Genomic DNA, 20847 nt, shown 5'->3' with positions numbered 1-20847 from the left:
AAGAGTACTTTTTATAGATAATTAAAAAGGAGGCGATAGAGCATGATTGACACTGACATAAAATCATCAACCGGTATCAGCCGGGCAAGTCTGGCGGTGCCGCTGGCCGTTGGGCTGGGTGTTGCTGCCGACCAGCTGATACTTCGGCAAGGGCTGACAGGTGTCGGCTTCCTGTGCTGGATGGTCATATTGCTGGCCTCTGTGCATTTTTTGGTTCGCTCTGAAAAGGAGTCGCGATGGCAAATCTACTGGTCGGTGTTTGCACTGGCGGCGGCCTTCCTGCTGAGCTACAGGGCAACGCCAGTGCTGGTACCGATGATGCTACTGGTGCTGCTGGGTTGTGGCGTCAACTGGCTGTTGCAACATCGTGCAATCAACAGCCGGAGTATCAGCGTGCTCGATTATCCATGGACAACACTTCGCTTGCCGTTATTGTTTCTGTTGTCACTGCGGTATGCGGCCGGCGATGTTGACCCGGCTCTGTTGCCGCGCAGTCGCGTTCGCGGCGTGATCAAAGGTCTGCTATTGGCGGCGCCGATGCTGCTGGTGTTTGCTCTGCTGTTTGCCTCCGCCGATGCGCGCTTCGACGGTTATCTGTCCACAGTGTCACAGGTGTTTTCATTCATGGCGGTCGAGCACCTGATCACCATGACACTGATGTCAATTGTGGCTTTTGGCTTGTTGGCCATGGCGCTACATAAACCTGATCCGGGTCAGGTCGAGGTATCCCAGACCTTAAGCCTGGGTCGCGAAGAAACTCTGATCATCATGGGTTCGCTGGTACTGCTGTTTCTGGTGTTTGTGGTGCTACAGGCAGGTTACCTGTTTGGTGGGCAGAGCATAATCGAGCAGACCAGTGGTCTGACGCTGGCCGAATACGCACGCCGTGGTTTTTTTGAGATGCTGGTGGTCGCGGGGCTGACACTGATGCTGTTACTGGCCATGTCCGGATTACGTTGCGATTTACGCTACTATCGACCACTGGCTGCAATCATGGTGTTGCTGGTGTTGATCATCATGATCTCAGCCTTGCAGCGCCTGTTGCTGTACGTCGACGCGTTCGGGCTGACCATGGACCGGCTGCTGGCGCTGGGGGTTATGTTGTGGCTTGCGGGCAGCCTGGTGGGGTTTGTGATGACGGTGCTGCGCGGGTGTCCGCAGGGTTTTGCGTTTGGCTCGGTCGTGTTTGGCATGATATTGCTGCTGGTTGCGGGATTCATGAACCCGGCTGCATGGGTCGCGAAAACCAATCTGGAGCGAGCACTGGTGTCCGGTGATAACCAGGTTGATGTGACCTATCTGAGGCGCCTGGGGGCGGATGCGGTTCCGGTAGTGCTGACAATGTTTGATGACCTTCCAGACCAGGTGCAATGTGAGTTGGGCAGGTTTTTGACTGAGGCCTGGTCTGTTGAGCAGAGCGCGACGGACTGGCGGCAGTGGAACGCAAGTCGTGTCGCAGCGCAGCGTCAGGTAGATCTGAACAGAGATAAACTGAGACGGGTATTTGACCAGCAACTGGATGAATTCATGACCAGCGTCATTCCCCGGCAAGGTGTCGGGATTTTTAAGGTGTGTTGAAAAGCCGGGCACAAAAAAACCCGGTAGCTGCAAAGGGTATTGCAGCTACCGGGTTTTTTGAATCGCTTACGCTGTCAGCACACGCTGTACAAGATTGTCCATCAAAGGCATCTTGTAATGGTTGTGGGTCAGCGGCTGGGCACCGGCGCTGGCCATGCCTGCTACCATGTCGGCAGTCGCCTGGTTGCGTGGGCGGCCCTGAATGGCCTGCTCAACCGAGTGCAGACGACGTGGTGTGCATTCTACAGCGCCACACACAAGGCGTGACTCCTGGATGTTGCCACCTTCGGTACGCATGACGGCGGCCATGCTGACCAGAGCGAAGTCCCAGACGTTGCGGTCTGCCACTTTCTCGTAGAAGTATTCAGCATTGGCCCATTTTGCCGGGATGCGAACAGCGGTCAGTATTTCGCCCGGTTCCATCACGGTGGTTCGGGTGATATTGATGGCGGGACCCACAAAAAAGTCTTCTGCGGATACAACGCGTTGACCGCCGTCCCGATTAATGACCATCTGTGCTTCCAGTGCTACCAGCGCCGGGCCAGTGTCACTTGGAGTGACCGCAACACAGCGGCTGGCGTTGAACAGTGCATGTTCGCGGTTCTGGCCTTCAGGTGTATCGGCGTAACACAGGTTGCCACCGGCACGGTAGCAATCCAGGCCGCGTCGGTAGTACCAGCAACGCACGTCTTGCGACACGTTGCCGGCAATGGTGCCGACGTTACGAATCTGCGGGCTTGCCACGGCTGCAGCGGCTTTTGCCAGCAGTTCGTAACGCTCGCGAATCATTGGGTTACTGGAGATTTCTGTCAGTGTCGCCAAGGCACCGATTTCAATACCGTCACCGGTTTCCCGAATACCGCGCATCGATTCGATGCCGTTCAGGTCAATCAGTGCTTCCGGACGCTTGGCGCGGTCTTTTATCCACCCGTAGGTGTCCTGACCGCCACCGAGCAACCATCCTCTGTCCGCGAGCCGGGAGGCAAGAGATAGAGCGTCTTCAACCTGTACCGGCTGGTAGAGCTCCATAGCTGGCATATTGTCATAAGCTGGCATAATTTATACCTCAGAATGTGTTCGTTTTCATGTCGCCGGTGTTGAAATGGTCCAGTTGCGCCACATGATTGATGATCATGTCCGATGTAACTGGTGCGCGATTGAACAAGTGACCACCGAGTGCGTCGGAGATGGCGCTGGAAAGTGCCGCTGCCGCGCAACCCTGGGAGGGTTCGCCGACGCCGCGTGAGCCCATCGGGCTTTGCGGATCTGCGATATTAAGACCGGCTGTATTATTGGTCTGTGCAACATCCAGATAGGTCGGGACTTTCGCCTGGTACAGCCCAACGTTGGCAGACAGACCATTCTGAGGGTCATAGACATGACGCTCGTAACCTGACAGACCCACACCCCAGACACCGCCGCCATTCATGCTCTGGCTGAAACCCAGCGGGTGAATGATGGTGCCGCAGTCGGCAACAGCGGTGTAATCAATAATGTCATACTTGCCGGTGCCCAGGTCCAGTTCGATTTCCATGAAACCGATGGTCATGGATGGCACAGTACCCGAGTGACGGCTGTCCTTGGCAACACCGATCAGGCCGGTCCCAGCCAGGCCCTGAACAGAGCGCTTGGTAACATCATTCAGCTCATCGGGGAAAGTCTCACCGCTGTATTCACCACCCATGGCAACAGCCCGTTGTGCGGCTTCCGCATAGGTCATGCCCTGTTCCGAATTGCTGGTCAGGAAAACCCGTGCACCGTCGATGTCGTAATCGTCGGCAACACCACCCAGATCGGCGGCAGCAATATCTTTGAGCTTGCGCAAGGCATCCTGTGCAGCAACAAAGTTAGTGCGTATTTCCGTGAACATGGTGTTGCTGCCCGCCTGATAAGTGCTGTAAGGCAGGTGAAGATCGGTGTTGCCGCGAACGATTTCGCAGTTGTCCCAGTCCACTTTCAACACTTCGGCAGCGGTACGCACAACCGATGCATATGAGTACGTGCCCAGGTTACCAACACCGGTATGCAGATACAGCTTGCCATCGGTGCCGATTCGGCACAGACCATCGTAGCCGCTGGCGCCGGCAGAGTGATAACCCATGCCCAGACCGATACCGGTTACCTTGTTGCCGTTACGCTGGCCGGAGCGTGCCTGACGCTCATCCCAGTTGAACATGTCCGCGCCCATCTGAATGGCCTGCGGGAAGTAGGCACTGGTCAGGTCGCTGCGACGGGGTCCGATTTTGTCTTCGCTGACCGGTGCGTTTTGACGGCGCACGGTCATGCGGTCGAGACCAGCCTGACGAATGGCCTTGTCAAAAATGGGTGCCAATACGGCCGCCATTTCATTTTGACCCGGGCCACGCTGGGCGCCACGAGGCGTCGTGTTCGTGTACAGGGTCACACCGCGGAAGCGCATGGCCGCCGGCTGCAGCATCAAAGAAATGTGCTCGGCTGCTGAACTGTTGCTGGCGCCGCCACCTGAGCCGGCATCACCGACGATGATGACATCGACTGCGCCGACGTCACCGTTGGGCTTCAGACCCAGTTTCATGCGGCCCTGCATGCCGGAGCGGGCAGACCCGATGTAGAACTCTTCCTCACGGGTGATACGCAGCTGTACCGGACGATTCAGTTTGCGCGCCAGATGACCGGTGACGGCCATGGTCGGATACGGGAAGATCTTGCCGCCGAAACCACCACCTGTGTTTTCATTGATAAACACCAGGTTGGCAGGGTCGATGCCCAGCATGCCGGCCAGCGGAGCCACTGCAATGGTATGGCTTTGCAGGGATCCGTGGAAGAAGCAGCGACCGTTTTCCCAGTACGCCATGCCAGTACGTGGCTCCAGCGCATGGTGAGGCTGACCGATGGTCACAAACGGCTCTTCAATGATTGTGGTGCATTGGGCGAATTCTGCATCAAGTTCACCAAACGCCCATTCTTCCGGGAAATTGGCGCCTTCCGGCACACGGCCAGCGCGGAACGCGTTCATGGCATCGCGTGACCATTTGACTTCGCCTACATCGGTTCCTGATGCGGTGGTGCCCGCAGCCGCATCACCGGCGTTACGCACCAGCGTGTTGCCCGAGGGGTATGGGTTGGCTCCGCCTTCCACCAGGGTATCCAGCGGATCCACCACAAAGGGGCGGCGCTCGAAATCAATGCGGACTTTTTCAATAGCGTTTTCGGCAATCTCTTCAGTTACCGCAGCAATGGCCAGAATAGGCTGGCCAACGTAGGTAATGATGTCCGATGCCAGCGACGGATTGGCTGGTGGTGCAGGCTGTGGCAGGTCTTCTGTGGTCAGAATACCGACCACACCTTCCATTGCCAGCGCTTCAGAGTAGTCAATATTGACAATACGGCCGGCCGGCAGGGGGCTGGTCAGCAGCCGCGCAAACACCATGCCTTCGCGTTTGAAGTCTTCCGCATAACGGGCGGCACCAGTTACTTTCGCTTCGATATCCGGTGGCGTGAAGTTCTTACCAATATGTTTATATGTCATGACAATTGCCCCGAGGCGCGCATCACGCCATTCAGATAGTGATCATAAGCACCACAACGACACAGGTTGCCAGACAGCGCCTGGCGCGCTTCTTCGCGGGTAGGCTGTGGGTTGGTCTTCAGCAGCGCAACGGCAGACATGATCTGGCCGGGCGTACAGAAACCGCACTGTGGGCTGAGTTCGTCGATGAACGCTTGCTGGACCGCGTGCAAAGTGCCGTCGGCGGCGCGCAGGCCTTCTACCGTAACCACCTGGCGTCCCTTCACTGAGTGTGTCAGCGTTGAGCAGGCATAGTTGGTGACATCGTCCACGGTCACGGTGCAGGCGCCGCACTCACCCCGGTTACAACCAATTTTGGTGCCGGTCAGGCCGAGTTTGTAGCGCAGGGTGTGAGCCAGCGTTTCCTGTGGCGTTACGTCCACTCGGCGCGTGCGCCCGTTGACGTTAAGCGACACAAGGCGCTCCACGCCCCCGGCCGGCCGTTGGGCCGCCGCTGTTGCGAGATAGAATCCGGCACCGCTGGATGCGGCTGCTCCGAAAAATATCACGCTTTTAATGAATCGTCTGCGTGTGAGTTTAGGGGTCACGGGTAGGATCTCCACTTATTATTGGTGACTGATGGAGGTAAGCAGTACTGTTGGTACTGTCGTAAGTTATCTTCCAAGCGCTAAGGGTAGGCCGCATTTGCCATTTGTTCAAGTTCAAAAAGTGAAATGTCACAATTAGTTCTGATTCAGCTACAATCAACGTCATTATGAAAGATATCAAAAAACTGTTTCGCACAGGACACAAATCCGACGAAAAGCCTGACTCTGACGCCAGAGCGGTGAGCGCTCGACCGGAAATTGATGCATTTTTGCAGAAAGTGGCAGCCATGCCGCCCGTTCAGCCCGGCAACGCGGCTGGACGTCTGGTGTTTGCCCTGGATGCCACCGGAAGTCGTGAAGCTACCTGGGATCAGGCCATGCAATTGCAGGCTGATATGTTCAACAGCGCGCAGGCATTGGGCGGTCTGCAAGTCCAGCTTTGTTATTTCCGCGGAGTCGCGGATTTTTATGCCAGTGAATGGTATCTGGAAAGCACGCCTTTGCTGAACACGATGACAGGCATTCGCTGTCATGCCGGCATGACCAAAATTGAGCAGCTGCTGGATCACGTCAAGGCGGAAACGCGACAGTCCAGGGTGCATGCGGTGGTCTATATAGGTGATTGCATGGAGGAGAGCCTGGACCTTCTGTGCCAGCGTGCCGGCGAGCTGGGGCTGCTCAATGTGCCCTTGTTCATGTTTCAGGAAGGTACTGACCCCACGGCGCGACGCTGTTTTGTTGAGATGGCCCGACTTTCTGGCGGTGCCTACTCACCGTTCGACAATAGCAGTGCAGGGCAATTAAGAGACCTGCTCAAGGCGGTAGCGGTTTACGCCAGCGGTGGCCTCAAAGCCCTGCAGGACTTCAGTAAAAAGGCGCATCCGGCAGTAAAACTGCTTGGCCACCAACTCTCGCGCTGAGGATAATGCATTGATTCTTATTCGTTTGTTGGCACCACTGCTACTGGCTGTGCTGGCCTACTGGGGGCTGCGACGCATCAGTCAGCGTTACTCGCTGTCGGCTCGCCAGTTCAAGTGGCTGGCAGGAATGGCGGCAGCGCTGCTGATAATTCTGGTACTGATTGTCATGGGGCGTCTTCCGCTTCAGGCGCTGGCGGCACCTTTTCTGTTTCTGCTGACCTTTCTGCTGCGCAATGGCCACTGGCTGATGCGCATCCTGCCCATGCTGCGCCCCAAGTATCAATCGCAGTCGTCATCTCAGGGCGGTTCGGCCGGCCCCGGTGTCTCGGCCATCAAAACCAGCTGGCTGGCAATGGAGTTGACGCACAGTACTGGTGCCATGGACGGTGAAGTGCAGGATGGTCAATTCGCCGGTACGCGCTTATCAGACATGTCGCTGGATGAGCTGCTGATTCTGGCCCGCGAGTGCCGGCAGGACGCAGATTCGATCCAGTTACTGGAAGCCTACCTGGATCGCATGTTCCCTGACTGGCGAGCGCATGCCGAGGCCGACGTCGATACCGAGGGCTCCGGGCGTTCGCGCTCAGGCGGCAATGATTCGCTGATGACAGAAGCGTTGGCACTGGAAATACTGGGCCTTGGCGGTGATGCCTCGCGTGAAGACATCACCGCCGCACACCGCCGTCTGATGCAGAAGATGCACCCGGATCGTGGTGGGTCGGATTACCTGGCACAGCGCATCAATCAGGCGCGGGACTTCTTGTTAAGAAATGCCTGAAAGACTGCCTGCGCATCGGGAGACTGCAACAAGCGGGCGAACTCTTCCAGTTCAGTGGTGATGATGTCATCCAGCGGTTTTGCCTGATTGCGTTTGATCAGTGCTTTGGAGGTCTGCACCGCATCAGCAGGTAACCTCGCCAGCTCATGAGCCTTGTTCATGGCGTGTTCCAGATAACCGGCGGCAGGCAATACTTCATTGACGATACCGTACTCTCTCGCCTTCTGTGCCGAAAAACGCTCGCCCAGCAGCAATAACTCGCTGGCGCGCTGGTGACCGACTATCTGCTGTAACAGCAGGCTGGAACCGGCTTCAGGACAGAGGCCCAGGCGGGTAAACGGCAGCTGCATGAAAGACTCTTCCGCGGCATACACCAGGTCACAGTGCAGCAGCATGGTGGTGCCAATACCAATGGCGAGACCGCCCACGGCCGCAATGACCGGTTTACGGGCATGACCAATGGCCTTCATGAACTGCACTGACGGGCGCTCGGTGCCCATATCCGGGGCTTTGACAAAATCGTTAACGTCGTTCCCGCTGGTAAAACACTCCTCAGTGCCGCGAATCAGGATGACCTTGATGTCATCATCTTTGTCTGCCGCAACGATACCTTGCGCCAGCGCTGCGTACATGGTCTGGGTCAATGCATTCTTTTTGTCGGGGCGGTTGATCTGGAGCACCAGAACGCCGTGGGAGTTCTGGTAGCTGATGTGCGGGTCTGATGAAGAAATCATGTCGTGGGCTCGTATTGGTGGTTGAATTTGTCCCCGATTGTAGAGCAACACCTGTCTCTTGGGTAGGTATCCTGAATGGCTTCAGTTATTGCCCTGTTGTGGCCAGAAAATCACGAATCAGCGCGGCTTTCTGTTCCAGCATGTAGACGCCATCCAGATGTCCCCACGGACCTTCGATTTCTTCGTAGTAGGTGTCTTTGCCCAGTTCGCGGAGGGTGTTGTAGGCCTCCTGCGCCAGGTAAGGCTGCAGCAGCAGGTCATTGCTGGCGGGCAGGAACAGGGTCCTGGCCGTCACCGGTCGCAGTCCGGTTTCCAGGTCTTCAGCAAATCCCGCCATGAACAGTTGATTGGCGCGCACCAGATACAGCAGGTGGTTGGCATCAGCATTGGCGGTGCGGGCGGCTGCCGCTGCATTCAGTTGATTAACGACAGAAAAATTCTCCCGGATGTTGTGCAGGGGCGCGGTTTCGCGGGCTGAACTGTTGGCATAGAGCTGATTAAACATCTGTGGGTGCATGGCCTGCAGGGTCACCATGCCCAGCGCCTGGCGCAGACCCTCTGTCGGTGCGTCGGCGTCATAATAGTTGCCCTCATTCCAGTTCGGGTCGGCAATGATCGGGTTGGCCCACTGTTGCAGAGTGGCGATGGTCCAGGGGTCAACAGCGCCGGCGCCAATGACGGAAATCACCCGCTCAACAAAATCTGGATAGGCCGCCGCCCAGTCCAGCGCCTGCAATGAACCCATGGACGCGCCTACAACGGCGTGCAGCTTCTCGATGCCGAGGCTGTCGAGCAGTGCTTTCTGGACATTCACAAAATCGCGAATGGTGACTACGGGAAAGTCCAGTGCGTAAGGTTTGCCGGTGGCCGGGTTGATGGTCGCCGGGCCGGTTGTGGTCACCCTAGGGTTGTAGGGTTCCTGATTAACCAGGGTGTCGGAACTGACCACGTAATAAAGGTTGGTGTCGATCGCTTTGCCTGGGCCGATGATCGCATCCCAGTACCCGGGAAGCGCATCACCGGCAGTATAACGACCGGCCGCATGGCTGTTGCCAGAAAAAAAATGCGTAATCAGAATGACGTTGTCTTTGGCCGCATTGAGCTCACCGTAGGCTTCCCAGCCGACATTGACCTCGGCAATCTGCTGGCCATTATAGGTGGCAAAATCGTGAGTCGTGAAAATCTGTTTTTCAACCAGGTCGTTCGGCGCCTGCGCCATCACTGCCGACGTACCAGTGCCCAGCATGAATGCAAGCAGCATCAGGATCGCATGGTGTTTAATGCCCGGCATAATCGGACTCCTTGTGTCAGTCGTTGCAATTAAAAGTGGTCAGCTGCCAACTAAAATCGAGCATGCAGCAACGGACCGGTCCGGGCTCATGATACGAGGACATTGCCATAGAGCTCACGCAATTCATTTTTAAGTACTTTTCCGGTCCCGGTCTTGGGCAGTTCGGCAACAATAACAGTCCGGTCCGGCGTCCACCAGCGTGCAATTTTCCCAGCAAGGAAGGCCACAATTTCCTCATGCGATACAGTGACGTTCTTGTTGGGTACGATAATCAGTACGGGCCGTTCGTCCCATTTTTTATGCCGGGCAGCAATGACCGTGCATTCGTTCACGCCAGGGTGCTGGCTGACAATGTTTTCTATTTCGACAGAGCAGATCCACTCGCCACCGCTTTTTATCACATCCTTTTTTCGGTCAACAACACGCAGGTTGCCGTCTGCATCAATGACAGCGATGTCACCAGTGCCCAGCCAGCCGTCCGGGAACGCGCTGAGGTCTTCGTTGCGGTAATATTGTGAGCTGATCCAGGGTCCGCGTACGCGTAGTTCTCCTCGCGATGTTCCGTCGTGGCAGACTCGCTGATTGTCGGCTGCAAACAGGCCCAGCTCGACGCCAAATGCGGCACGCCCGGCTGAGGTTTGCAGTTGATAGCGTTCGGCGAGCGGCAAGGCCATGATACCGGGCGTCGGCGGCAGGGACGTTGCCAGCGGGCCGGTTTCGGTCATTCCCCAGATTGGCTGCCAATAAATACCGTATCGTTCCTGATACAGTTTCACCATGCCCAGAGGCGAGGCTGCGCCACCCACGCAGACACGTTCAAGTGTGGTGTCGCGGATTTTGTTGTCAGCCCAGTAGTTATGCAGGGTCAGCCAGATGGTGGGCACACCCAGCCCCACGGTTACGCGTTCATCGTTGATCAGGTCTGACATGCTGGCGCCATCCATGCCGGCACCGGGCAGAACCAGCTTGCAACCGGCCAGCGGCGCGGCATAGGGCGCACCCCAGGCACCGGCATGGTACATCGTTACCATGGGCATCAATACGGTATCGGTAGTAAGGTCCAGCAGCTCACGCGAAGCGGTCGCCTGGGCGTGCAGAACCATGGCGCGGTGTGAATACAGAACGCCTTTGGGGTTACCGGTGGTGCCTGAGGTGTAGCAAAGGGCGGCGGCGCTGTTTTCATCGAGACGGGGCCAGTCATATTCATCCGGGTGCTGTGCCAGCAGCTCTTCAAAACAGTACAGCGGTGCCAGTGAGGTCTCGGGCATATGCGCCCGGTCTGTCATGACAATAAACCCTTTTACGCTGCCCAGTTTGTTCTGCAACGGCGCCAGCAGTTCGACGAAAGAAAGGTCGACAAAAACGTAATGATCCTGGGCGTGATTGATGATGTATTCAATCTGTTCGCTGAACAGGCGTGGATTCACCGTGTGCAGAACGGCGCCGATACCTGACACACCGTAGTACAGCTCCATGTGACGGTGTGTGTTCCATGCCAGGGTGGCGATGCAATCACCGGCTTTCACACCCAGTGCATCGAGTGCGTGTGCCAGTTGACTGCTGCGCTGCCAGATCTCCTGGTAATTGCAGCGATGGATATCGCCTTCTTCGCGGCGCGACACAACTTCCTGCAACGGATGACGCTTGCAGGCGTGACGCAACAGGTCAATGATCAATAGCTGTGTGTCCATCATGTTGCCTAACATTAACGTCTCCTGCGGAAATTCAGACTCAGGTATTAAACCCAGGTATTAAACTCAAAATAAATTAAACAGCAACAATGCCAGTGACAGGCCCATTAGCGGCACCACCACCGTCACAGCGCCGACGGCCCAGTAAGCATCTTTGTGTGACTCGTTACAGATGCCACGAATAGTGGTGACCACATAACCATTGTGGGGCAACGAATCCAGCGCACCTGAGGAAATCGACACAACACGATGCATTTGCTCCGGGTTCACGCCCAGATCGAGGTAGTGGGGCGCCACCGCAGGCAATGCTATGACCTGGCCGCCGGAGGCGGATCCGGTCAGGCCGGCAATTGCGCTGACGGCAACCGCTGCACCGACCAGTTCGTTGCCGGGCAGTGATGTCACTGCCAATACTGCCATGTCAAAAGCAGGCGTGATGCGTGCGACGCCGCCAAAGCCTACCACTGCAGCAGTATTGCCAATGGCGATCAGCGCGCCGGTGGTGGCGTGCCCGAGGGCGACCTGAATATCTGTAAAATAGTTCCAGTTGATTAACATCAGGGTCAGCACACCGCCAAGCAGTGCCACAATCAGGGCGTTCTGTTGCAGTGAATCATGATAAAAGAACGAAAGAGACAGAACGACGATAAGGGGAAGCATGCCGGTAACAGGGTGGGGTAGCTGGCGCTCCAGCAGCTGGGGATCATTGTCCCTGACCTGAAAACTCTCGCCACGGCGAATGGCTGCGCCAATGATGCGTTGCAGCCACCAGTAGCCAAATACCGCCATGAAGATGGCAACCACCAGACTGACCTCCCAGGCGGCATAAGGTGTGGTACCCAGATACTCCATGGGAATCCAGTTCTGAATTTCGGGCGATCCGGCTGACGTCATAGTAAACGTGACCGAACCGAACGCCAGTGCAGCCGGGATAAAGCGGCGTGGCAGATTGGCTTCCTTGAACAGGCTGAGCGCCATCGGGTAGACAGCAAATGCCACAACAAACAGGCTGACGCCGCCGTAGGTGAGTACTGCGCAGGCGATGACCACAGCCAGTACCGCGCGCTGTTTGCCAAGTTTCCCGGTTATCCAGCCAGCGACGCTGTCTGCGGCACCGGTATCTTCCATGAACTTGCCGAAGATTGAGCCCAGCAAAAACATGAAGAACCAGGAAGCAATAAAACCCGTGAATCCGGACATGTAGCTTTGTATAAAATTCTGTTCGGCGACAAAAATTGGTATGCCGCTGGTCAATGCCACCACGAGGGCGCAAAGGGGAGCACTGATAAACAGGTTCCAGCCACGCAGTGTTAACACGATAAGCAATGCAAGGCCGCCAACCAGGCCAACTAAACTGACAATATCTGACATGACGCCCTCTGTGACTCATTATTCTTGGTGGGGCTATTGTTCACGAATGGCGGGGCGCAACCCATAGTACTATGGTACAGGTCACAATCGTCTGAAGTTGGAGTATGGTGGCTGCCGACTAATAAAAATTCCACGGGGAGCTCGTCCAATGAAACACAGCAAATTCAAATATTCAAGCTGCGCTATGGCAGTGTCGGTGGCCATGGGCGGTTTTGCATTCCCGGCACTGGCACAGGACACAATGCCGGACGCTCGGCAGCCGGAAGGTCGCATTCTGGAAAGCATTGAAGTCACTGCTCGCCGCACGGTGGAGAACATGCAACAGGTGCCATTGGCCGTCACTTCGCTGGGTGCCGACGATATATCGGACCGGGGTCTTGAGACCATTCTTGAGGTGCAGCAATTTTCACCTAACACGACGCTGCAGGAAAGCCGTGCCACCAACTCGACGTTGACCGCATTCATTCGTGGTGTGGGTCAGGAAGATCCACTTTGGGGCTACGAATCCGGTGTCGGCATCTATGTTGATGATGTCTATATTGCCCGTCCTCAAGGTGCTGTACTGGATATTCTGAACATCCAGCGTGTGGAAGTTCTGCGCGGTCCGCAGGGCACCCTGTATGGCAAGAACACCGTGGGCGGCGCCCTGAAATATGTCACTCAGCGCATGACTGGTGAGGCGGAACTTGCTACCACGGTGACTGCCGGTACTCACGGGCAACGAGACCTCAAGCTGGTCGGTCAGGTGCCGGTAACGGACGATTTTTATCTTGGTTTTGGTTATGCCAATCTGACGCGTGATGGTTTTGGCAAATTTCTGATCAGTGACCTGCCCGGCCAGGACCTGGAGAATTACAACAAGGACCTGCAGGCATACCGCATCACGGCTGAGTACACGCCGACCGACAATGTGTTTGTCCAGTTTGGCTATGACAAAACCGAAGATACCTCCAATTCCAAAGGCGGTTATCGTTTGCTGCCCAGTCTGCTGACCAATACGGCGCCGGTGCCCGACAGTATCTACGATTCCTACACCAGTCTGCCAACCGAGAACAGAGTGGAAACGGAAGGCATGAATCTGACAGTGCAGTGGGATGTCAACAATTCCACGACACTGAAATCGATTACGTCACGGCGAGAGAACTATTCTCCAGTGAACATCGATTTTGATAACACACCGTTGCGTATTTTTGACGTCCCGGCGATCTACGAAGACGAATGGTTTACCCAGGAGTTGCAGCTGAGCTATCGCGCCGGCAACTTCAATGTCGTGTCAGGCCTGTACTATTTTGACTCCGAGTCCTGTGGTGTGTTTGATGCGATACTGGAAGAGTTGGGTAAGTCGCTGGGTGCAGCGGGCCTGACGCGCGAAGTATCGGGCTGCAGCAACAGCAAAAGCACGGCGGTGTATGCTGACGGTACCTACCGATTCAATGACCAGTGGAGTATCAGTGGTGGTATCCGTTATACCAAAGATGAGAAAGACTCAGTGGTGCGTAATGGTCTGATCTTTGACACTGTGTATCCGGAATCAGGCTGGCTGCCCGGTTATGTGCGCAGTGCACCAGCCACCCCGGTGGTCCTGGATGACAGCGCCGACTGGTCGAAGGTAACGCCACGCGTCAGTGTTGAATATCAGGCCACTGCCGACACCATGGTCTACGCCAGCTACAGTGAAGGTTTCAAGTCCGGGACTTTCAATCCCCGGGCTACCACGGCGGAACCAGCGGCCAATCCGGAAGATGTGGAGTCCTACGAGATAGGTATCAAGACCGACCTGACGTCGACGTTCCGGCTTAACGCAGCGGCCTTCATGCTGGATCACAAAGACCGTCAATATATCTCGGTGATTCCTGACCCTGACGATAATGCAGCGCTGAATCAACGCTTGGGTAACGTAGGTCAATCCGAGGCCAAAGGTCTGGAATTCGAATTCACCTGGATTGCCGGCGACAACCTGAGCCTGTTTGGTAATGTGGGTCTGATTGATGCTGATTTCAGCAATGTTTTCAGTTTTGACGCTGACCTGAACAGGATCGACATTACCGATGATTTTGTCATCACCAATACGCCGGAACAGACCATCAATCTGGGCTTCAACTATGACATGCCAGTGTCAACGGGTGATATCGTATTCACCGGCAATTACAGTTACCGAAGCGAGTACAGTCTGACTGAGCTGGGCAACGTGCTGGAGCAGGAAGGTTACGGCATCGTTAATCTGGGTGTCAGCTGGACCAGTGCGGATGGCAAGCTGTCGCTAGGTCTGCATGGCAAGAACCTGACCGATGAGGAGTTCCTGGTCGGCAACTATGCCTTCCTGGGTGCGGCGGATCCGTCATTGCCTAATGGCTATGCGCCGGGGCTGGGTGGTGATACCACGTTGATCGGTTACTACGGTGCGCCGCGTACCGTCAGCCTGTCTCTGGGTTATCGCTTCGGCCGATAATCCGGGTGCCCCGCCGCGATCTCTCCGAGCAGCGGCGGGTGTTGGGTCGACGAATTTCGTCTCCATGACCTTGTGCCACCATCGCTGCTGTGATGGTGGCATTTTTTATCGGCTTGTATTAGGTTAAGAATCCATGCTCTTTCAGTCAGACGCCGGTGTTGCCATGACCCAAAGCCCCTCACCTGTTGCCAGCACGACGCTGGCCAATGTTGTTATCGCCGATGATCACCCCCTGTTTCGCGCTGCCTTGCAGCACGCACTGGCGACCACGTTGAACGGAGAGGTGCTGGAAGCGGAAACGTTAGACGGCCTGCTGCAACTGTTGGTTCAGCAGCCGCAGATCGAGCTGGTCTTTCTGGACCTCAATATGCCGGGCAACCAGGGCTTGACGGGTCTGACCGCCATACGCAATCAGTTCCCCGATGTGCTGGTCGTGATTGTCTCGGCTAACGAGCAACTGGATGTGGTCGAACGTGCGATGAGTTTTGGTGCCAGCGCCTACGTGCCCAAGTCGGCGCCCATGCCGGATATCGTTAGCGCCGTGGAGACAGTGCTGGGCGGTGACAACTGGCTGCCTGCACATCTGCAGAGCACGGTGATGGAACAGAAGAATGCCCTGCATCAGGATTTTGCCCGTAAATTAAGCCAACTGACGCCTCAGCAGTTCAAGGTGTTGCGCTGCATTGCCGACGGATTGTTGAATAAACAGATAGCCTACGAGCTGGATGTGCAGGAAACCACCATCAAGCAGCATGTCTCTGCCATACTCAGAAAGCTGGGCGTCATCAACAGAACCCAGGCAGGTGTACTTTTTCATGACATGCTCCGGGCCGACAGTGACGACGCACTAGCCGAAGCCAATACTCTTTAGCAGGCGTTTCAGCGCAGCCTGCTTCACCGGTTTGGGCAGGAAATAAGCATCCACTTCGACCACCTGTTCCCGAATGGTTTCGTTGGGATCTGCCGTGCTCAGAATAGCCGGGATATCGCGATGCCAGTGTGATCTGATCCGGGTAATGGCATCAGTACCTACCTGTTGGTCTGTCAGGTGGTAATCGATCAGCAGTAAATCAGGTCGCCGGTCAATCTGCAGGGCTTCTCTGATTGTGCTGCAGGCGCTGACAACGGCGCCCCATTCTCGTAGCAGTGAGGACAGTGCTTCGCGTATGGTTGGGTCATCATCCAGGAGCAATACATGTGTATTTTCCGGTAGAGACCAGGGCATCGTGTCGCTGAGTGGCCGCTTTCGGGTCAGAGCCGGGCTGCGCCAGGCGCTGACAGGTAGCGTGAGGCTGAAACAGGTGCCGCGTTCAAGCTGTGACTGCAGGTGAATGGGAATATTGAGCAGACGGCACATGCGATCAACGATCGCCAGGCCCAGGCCGAGCCCGGGGTTATGATCATGCTGATCGAGTTGTTTGAACTCCATGAAAATTTCATTAAATTTTTCTGCCGGTATGCCGCGCCCGGTGTCCCATATCTGCAGTTCGATGAAGTTACCCTGCTTGCGTCGGATGCCACACAGAATTTTGCCCTGGTGGGTGTACCGGACGGCATTGCTGAGCAGGTTCTGCAGAATTCGTTGCAGAATTTTTTGATCGGTAGTGACCACAACCTGTGTCGGCAACATGCGCAGTTCGAGTCCTTTCTCCTGCGCGAGCAATGTGAACGACGAGTTTAGCGGCGCGAGTATGTCCCACAAGGGAACATCTTTAGCGTGTGGTTGCAGGTTGCCGGACTCAAGTTTTGTCATTTCCAGCAGCATGGTGAGCAATTCTTCGGCGTTTTGCAGGGACTGCTGAATCTGCATGGCAAGACTGTTGTCATCGCTCTTTAGTCGTTTTAACAGCATTTCGCAGAACAGGCTGGCCGCGTTGAGTGGCTGCATCAGGTCATGGCCGGCTGCCGCAAAGAATTTTGATTTGCTCTGATGAGCGTGCTCTGCGGCCAGCTTGGCTGCTGACAGGGCTTCGGTACGATCTTCCACGCGCGCTTCCAGCTCAGCGTTAATCTGCTGCAACTCGTTCTGAGTCGTGACCAGTTCACTGATATCGGTGTACGTAGTGACAAAACCACCATCCGGCATCGGATTGCCCTGTAACTCGATAACCTGTCCGGAGGCCTGCTGACGCTGGTATCGGTATCGGCTGCCGCTGCGCAAATAATCCAGACGCTTTTTAACTTCATTTTCCACATCAGCATCGGGGCGGCCCAGCAATCCCCGGCGGGCATTAAAACGCAGTATTTCTTCTACCGCGATGCCGGCACGGATCAACCCTTCCGGATAGGCAAAAATTTCCAGATAACGCCGGTTCCAGGCAACCAGTCTGAGCTCACTATCAATGACACTGATTCCCTGCGGGATGTTCTCCACGGACGATTGCAGTAACTCCCGGTTAAAGCGATAAAGTTGTGACGCCTCTGATGCCCAATCCACCACTTCGTCAACTGCCACTGGCGATGACCTGGCCAGGCTTCCAATCAACAGACGGCTGGCCGAGCTGCCGATGGCGCCGGCCAGTTCGCGCTCCAGGCGGATCAGCAGCATCGGATGCACCAGTCGCTGCTCAGGGACATCAGCAATACTCAGACCCAGGCGTTTATTCAGCCCGGCCGCGTCCTGGGGGTCCATGAAACGGGACAACACTGAGCGCAGGCGGCCCCAGGTCACCTGTTGTCGATGCTCGACCCCCTGTTCTGTTGTCATCACCGTCGACTTGTGCCCGGGACGCACGAATCTCAAACCCTGTTGGCTATCGGCGGGACCCTGTCGGCTGATGAGAGACACCAGTATATAGATCAGTATATTGGTGCTCAGGCTCAACACCACACCGTCACTGATTGCTTTGTCAGTCAGTGGCTGGCTTGGGCTTAATGAAGGCAGCAAAAGCATGGTCGCCCATACGGCTGTTCCCAGTATCATGCCGGCGGTGGCGCCGGCGCGGTTGGCGCGGGCCCACAACAGGCCTCCGAACATGGAAGGTGCCAGTTGTGATAACAATGACATGGCAATGAGACCGTTGCTCACCAGGGGCAATCCGCTTTCGGTAAACTTGTGATAGACATAGGCGAGTACCACAATGACCACCATGGTAAGGCGACGGGTCAGCAGTACGCCCTGTGGTGTCAGATTCGAAATCAGGTTGCCACTGCTTCGTGCGCGGAGCCATAACGGTGTAATGACATCGTTCGACATCATAATGCCCAGTGCCAGCGTTGCCATGATGACCATGCTTGTCGACGTAGACAGGCCGCCGATAAAGGCAATCAGACTAATATCCGGACGTTCGGCCAGGATAGGCAGAGTTAGAAGAAACGTGTCACTCATGCGGGCCTCGGGGGCCAGAATGACGCCCGCCAGGGCGATGGGCAGAATGAAAAAATTAATGGCGAACAGGTACAGCGGAAATGCCCAGCGGGCTTTTCTCAGTTCCTCAGGACTTGTGTTCTCAATAAAATTGACCTGAAATTGTCGGGGTAGCACGAACATTGCCAATGCGCCCAGTACCATGTGAGTAACGTAGATGTACACACCATTGGCGTTAGGTTGCAGCAATTGGCGGGCCGGTTCACTGGCAGCGGCTGACAGGACCAGGTCATTGATGCCGTCAAAAAGCTGGTATGTGACGAATATGCCGACGATACCGAAGGCGACCAGTTTTACGATTGACTCAAAAGCGACCACGTCCATCAGCCCAGGATGTTGTTCGGCCAGACTCAGGCGGCGAGCGCCAAACAGGATGGAAAACCCGATCATGGCCAGGCCTACGGCCGCAGCCAGATCCAGAAACCAGGGGGCAGCGCTGGCCTCAAGACCGGTGACAGCGGCGAAGCTGGCTGCCACAGCCCGCAACTGCAGGGAGATATAAGGCACCAGGGCGATGAGGCAGATGATGGCCACAAACGCCGCCAGGCCGTGAGACTTGCCGTAACGTGAACCGATCAGGTCGGCGATCGATGTCAGGTTCTGCTCTTTTACCAGATTCAGCATTTTCATCTGAAACTGATGCGCAAACAGGAAGATGCAAATACCGCCCAGGTAGGTTGGTGCGAACCACCAGCCATACTGTGCGGCCTGAGTGACGGTGCCGTAGAATGCCCATGTCGTGCAGTGGACGCCCAGCGCCAGTGTATAGCGCCAGGGACGCGGCCCGGTTTTGCTGCTACGCTCGCCACGAGAGGCAATCGTGAACAACAATGCCAGGTAGGCAAAAGCCGCTATCAAGACAACATAAATGGGTAACATGCGGAGTTTCCGGGCCTCAACCAGGGCGCCTTTATGGTAGAATTTACGCCGTTTTTAATCTTGAACCAACGAACCTTGACCAAACGAACTCTGACCTAAAGTGAGTTCGTGAACCTTTAGGACCCGTGCACTGACTGCACTGGTTAATCGGGAACCAGCCAATGACTGTCATCAAACAAGACGATCTGATCCAGAGTGTAGCCGATGCGCTGCAGTACATCTCCTATTATCATCCCCTGGACTTCATTAAAGCCGTCAATGAGGCTTATGAGCGCGAGCAGTCGCAGGCGGCCAAAGATGCCATGGCACAGATACTGATCAATTCCCGCTTGTGCGCAGAAGGCAAGCGCCCAATTTGTCAGGACACTGGCATTGTCACGGTATTCGTCAAGGTCGGCATGAATGTGCAGTGGGGAGATGCCACCATGAGTGTGGCCGACATGATAAACGAAGGGGTACGACAGGCCTATTTGCATCCCGATAATGTGCTGCGCGCCTCCATTCTGGCTGATCCCGCCGGGGCCCGACGCAATACCAAAGATAACACGCCTGCCGTCATCCATATGGAGGTGGTGCCGGGCGATACCCTTGATGTGACGGTGGCTGCCAAAGGGGGTGGTTCCGAAAACAAGTCAAAAATGGCCATGCTCAACCCCAGTGACAGCATTGTCGACTGGGTGCTCAAAACAGTGCCCACCATGGGTGCTGGCTGGTGTCCGCCAGGTATGCTGGGTATTGGCATCGGTGGCACCGCGGAGAAAGCCGCAGTGATGGCAAAAGAGTCATTGATGGATCCGGTCGATATTCACGAATTGCGTGCGCGAGGTCCGCAGAACCGGGTGGAAGAGTTACGGCTGGAGATCATGGACAAGGTTAATGCGCTGGGTATTGGAGCGCAGGGGCTGGGGGGGCTGACCACTGTGCTGGATATCAAGATCAAGGATTATCCAACTCATGCAGCGTCACTGCCGGTAGCCATGATCCCGAATTGCGCGGCCACCCGGCATGCACATTTTGTACTCAATGGTGAGGGGCCAGCACACCTGACACCGCCCAGACTGGAAGACTGGCCACAGATCACCTGGGATGCCGGTCCCACCGCACGTCGGGTAAATCTGGATACCGTGACGCAGGCGGATATAGAGAGCTGGGAACCGGGTGAAACCCTGTTGTTATCGGGCAAAATGCTGACGGGTCGCGATGCGGCCCACAAGCGGCTGGTGGAAATGTTCAATCGAGGTGAGTCTCTGCCTGACGGGGTGGACCTGAAAGGAAAGTTCATTTACTACGTGGGGCCGGTGGATGCCGTGCGCGATGAAGTCATTGGGCCTGCCGGACCGACCACTGCCACCCGCATGGACAAGTTTACCGAGACCATTCTGGCAAAAACCGGACTGCTGGGCATGATAGGCAAGGCCGAACGAGGGCAGGTTGCCATAGATGCTATCCAGAAACACAAAGCGGTTTATCTGATGGCCGTTGGCGGCGCCGCCTATCTGGTATCAAAAGCGATTCGCAATTCCAGAATTGTGGCGTTTGAAGACCTGGGCATGGAGGCGATTCACGAGTTTGTGGTAGAGGACATGCCGGTTACAGTGGCGGTTGATGTTAATGGCACGTCCGTGCACCGCACCGGGCCTGCGGAGTGGCAGGCGCGTATTGCCGAAGCAAAGCCGGTGACCGTTAGCTAACTG

The 20847-nt window shown here is 56.0% G+C and carries 14 protein-coding genes; 6 read left to right on the top strand and 8 right to left on the bottom strand.

What is annotated here, in order from left to right; all coding sequences use genetic code 11:
* The first annotated feature begins 42 nt into the window (after positions 1 to 42).
* The gene (locus PHACT_RS14610; RefSeq protein WP_070119023.1) at positions 43 to 1578 is read left to right on the top strand and encodes a DUF4153 domain-containing protein; all 1536 of its coding nucleotides are present in this window, start codon (positions 43 to 45) and stop codon (positions 1576 to 1578) included.
* Positions 1579 to 1644: 66 nt separating this feature from the next.
* On the opposite strand, the gene PHACT_RS14605 is transcribed toward PHACT_RS14610, so the two are convergent.
* Genes PHACT_RS14605 through PHACT_RS14595 form a run of 3 tightly spaced genes read right to left on the bottom strand, consistent with a single transcriptional unit; the run spans position 1645 to position 5541 of the window.
* Positions 1645 to 2634 (bottom strand): FAD binding domain-containing protein, encoded by a 990-nt coding sequence (locus PHACT_RS14605; protein WP_070119022.1) that lies wholly within the window; start codon positions 2632 to 2634, stop codon positions 1645 to 1647.
* A gap of 10 nt (positions 2635 to 2644) precedes the next feature.
* Positions 2645 to 5086 carry a xanthine dehydrogenase family protein molybdopterin-binding subunit gene (locus tag PHACT_RS14600; protein WP_070119021.1) on the bottom strand — a complete coding sequence of 814 codons (2442 nt, stop codon included), beginning with the start codon at positions 5084 to 5086 and terminating at the stop codon, positions 2645 to 2647.
* Complete coding sequence (locus tag PHACT_RS14595; RefSeq protein WP_245730821.1) at positions 5083 to 5541, bottom strand: (2Fe-2S)-binding protein; 459 nt, start codon at positions 5539 to 5541, stop codon at positions 5083 to 5085. Before PHACT_RS14595 ends, PHACT_RS14600 begins: the two co-directional genes overlap by 4 nt.
* Before the next feature lie 299 nt (positions 5542 to 5840).
* Here PHACT_RS14595 and PHACT_RS14590 point away from each other — a divergent pair, with 299 nt between their 5' ends.
* A complete protein-coding gene (locus tag PHACT_RS14590) occupies positions 5841 to 6593 on the top strand; it encodes a hypothetical protein (RefSeq protein WP_070119019.1) in 753 nt (250 codons plus the stop codon).
* Complete coding sequence (locus PHACT_RS14585) at positions 6571 to 7371, top strand: J domain-containing protein (protein ID WP_083264687.1); 801 nt, start codon at positions 6571 to 6573, stop codon at positions 7369 to 7371. The genes PHACT_RS14590 and PHACT_RS14585 overlap by 23 nt, the downstream gene beginning before the upstream one ends.
* On the opposite strand, the gene PHACT_RS14580 is transcribed toward PHACT_RS14585, so the two are convergent.
* From PHACT_RS14580 to PHACT_RS14565, 4 genes are all read right to left on the bottom strand, one after another.
* Entirely contained in the window at positions 7338 to 8105 is a 768-nt protein-coding gene (locus tag PHACT_RS14580; RefSeq protein WP_070119018.1) for an enoyl-CoA hydratase, read from the bottom strand. The two genes, PHACT_RS14585 and PHACT_RS14580, sit on opposite strands and share 34 nt — an antisense overlap.
* An 85-nt stretch (positions 8106 to 8190) precedes the next feature.
* Positions 8191 to 9396: an E22 family MetX-like putative esterase gene (locus PHACT_RS14575; RefSeq protein WP_083264686.1), complete on the bottom strand. Its 1206-nt coding sequence runs from the start codon at positions 9394 to 9396 to the stop codon at positions 8191 to 8193.
* Between the two features lie 86 nt (positions 9397 to 9482).
* Positions 9483 to 11102, bottom strand: a complete 1620-nt coding sequence (locus PHACT_RS14570; RefSeq protein ID WP_070119017.1) for a long-chain fatty acid--CoA ligase — start codon at positions 11100 to 11102, stop codon at positions 9483 to 9485.
* Positions 11103 to 11153: 51 nt separating this feature from the next.
* On the bottom strand, positions 11154 to 12458 hold the full coding sequence (locus PHACT_RS14565) for a GntP family permease (RefSeq protein WP_317622294.1): 1305 nt from the start codon (positions 12456 to 12458) through the stop codon (positions 11154 to 11156).
* 148 nt (positions 12459 to 12606) lie between these two features.
* Here PHACT_RS14565 and PHACT_RS14560 point away from each other — a divergent pair, with 148 nt between their 5' ends.
* Positions 12607 to 14907, top strand: a complete 2301-nt coding sequence (locus tag PHACT_RS14560; protein WP_070119016.1) for a TonB-dependent receptor — start codon at positions 12607 to 12609, stop codon at positions 14905 to 14907.
* A gap of 133 nt (positions 14908 to 15040) precedes the next feature.
* Positions 15041 to 15778, top strand: a complete 738-nt coding sequence (locus PHACT_RS14555; protein ID WP_317622293.1) for a response regulator transcription factor — start codon at positions 15041 to 15043, stop codon at positions 15776 to 15778.
* On the opposite strand, the gene PHACT_RS14550 is transcribed toward PHACT_RS14555, so the two are convergent.
* The gene (locus PHACT_RS14550; RefSeq protein WP_070119015.1) at positions 15755 to 19153 is read right to left on the bottom strand and encodes a PAS domain-containing hybrid sensor histidine kinase/response regulator; all 3399 of its coding nucleotides are present in this window, start codon (positions 19151 to 19153) and stop codon (positions 15755 to 15757) included. The two genes, PHACT_RS14555 and PHACT_RS14550, sit on opposite strands and share 24 nt — an antisense overlap.
* 161 nt (positions 19154 to 19314) lie before the next feature.
* Here PHACT_RS14550 and PHACT_RS14545 point away from each other — a divergent pair, with 161 nt between their 5' ends.
* Positions 19315 to 20844, top strand: coding sequence for a fumarate hydratase (locus PHACT_RS14545; protein WP_070119014.1), 1530 nt, complete (start codon positions 19315 to 19317; stop codon positions 20842 to 20844).
* Positions 20845 to 20847: the final 3 nt, after the last annotated feature.

It is taken from the genome of Pseudohongiella acticola, assembly GCF_001758195.1.
GTDB classification, from domain to species: Bacteria; Pseudomonadota; Gammaproteobacteria; order Pseudomonadales; family Pseudohongiellaceae; genus Pseudohongiella; species Pseudohongiella acticola.
This window is presented reverse-complemented; position numbering and strand designations above follow the sequence as displayed.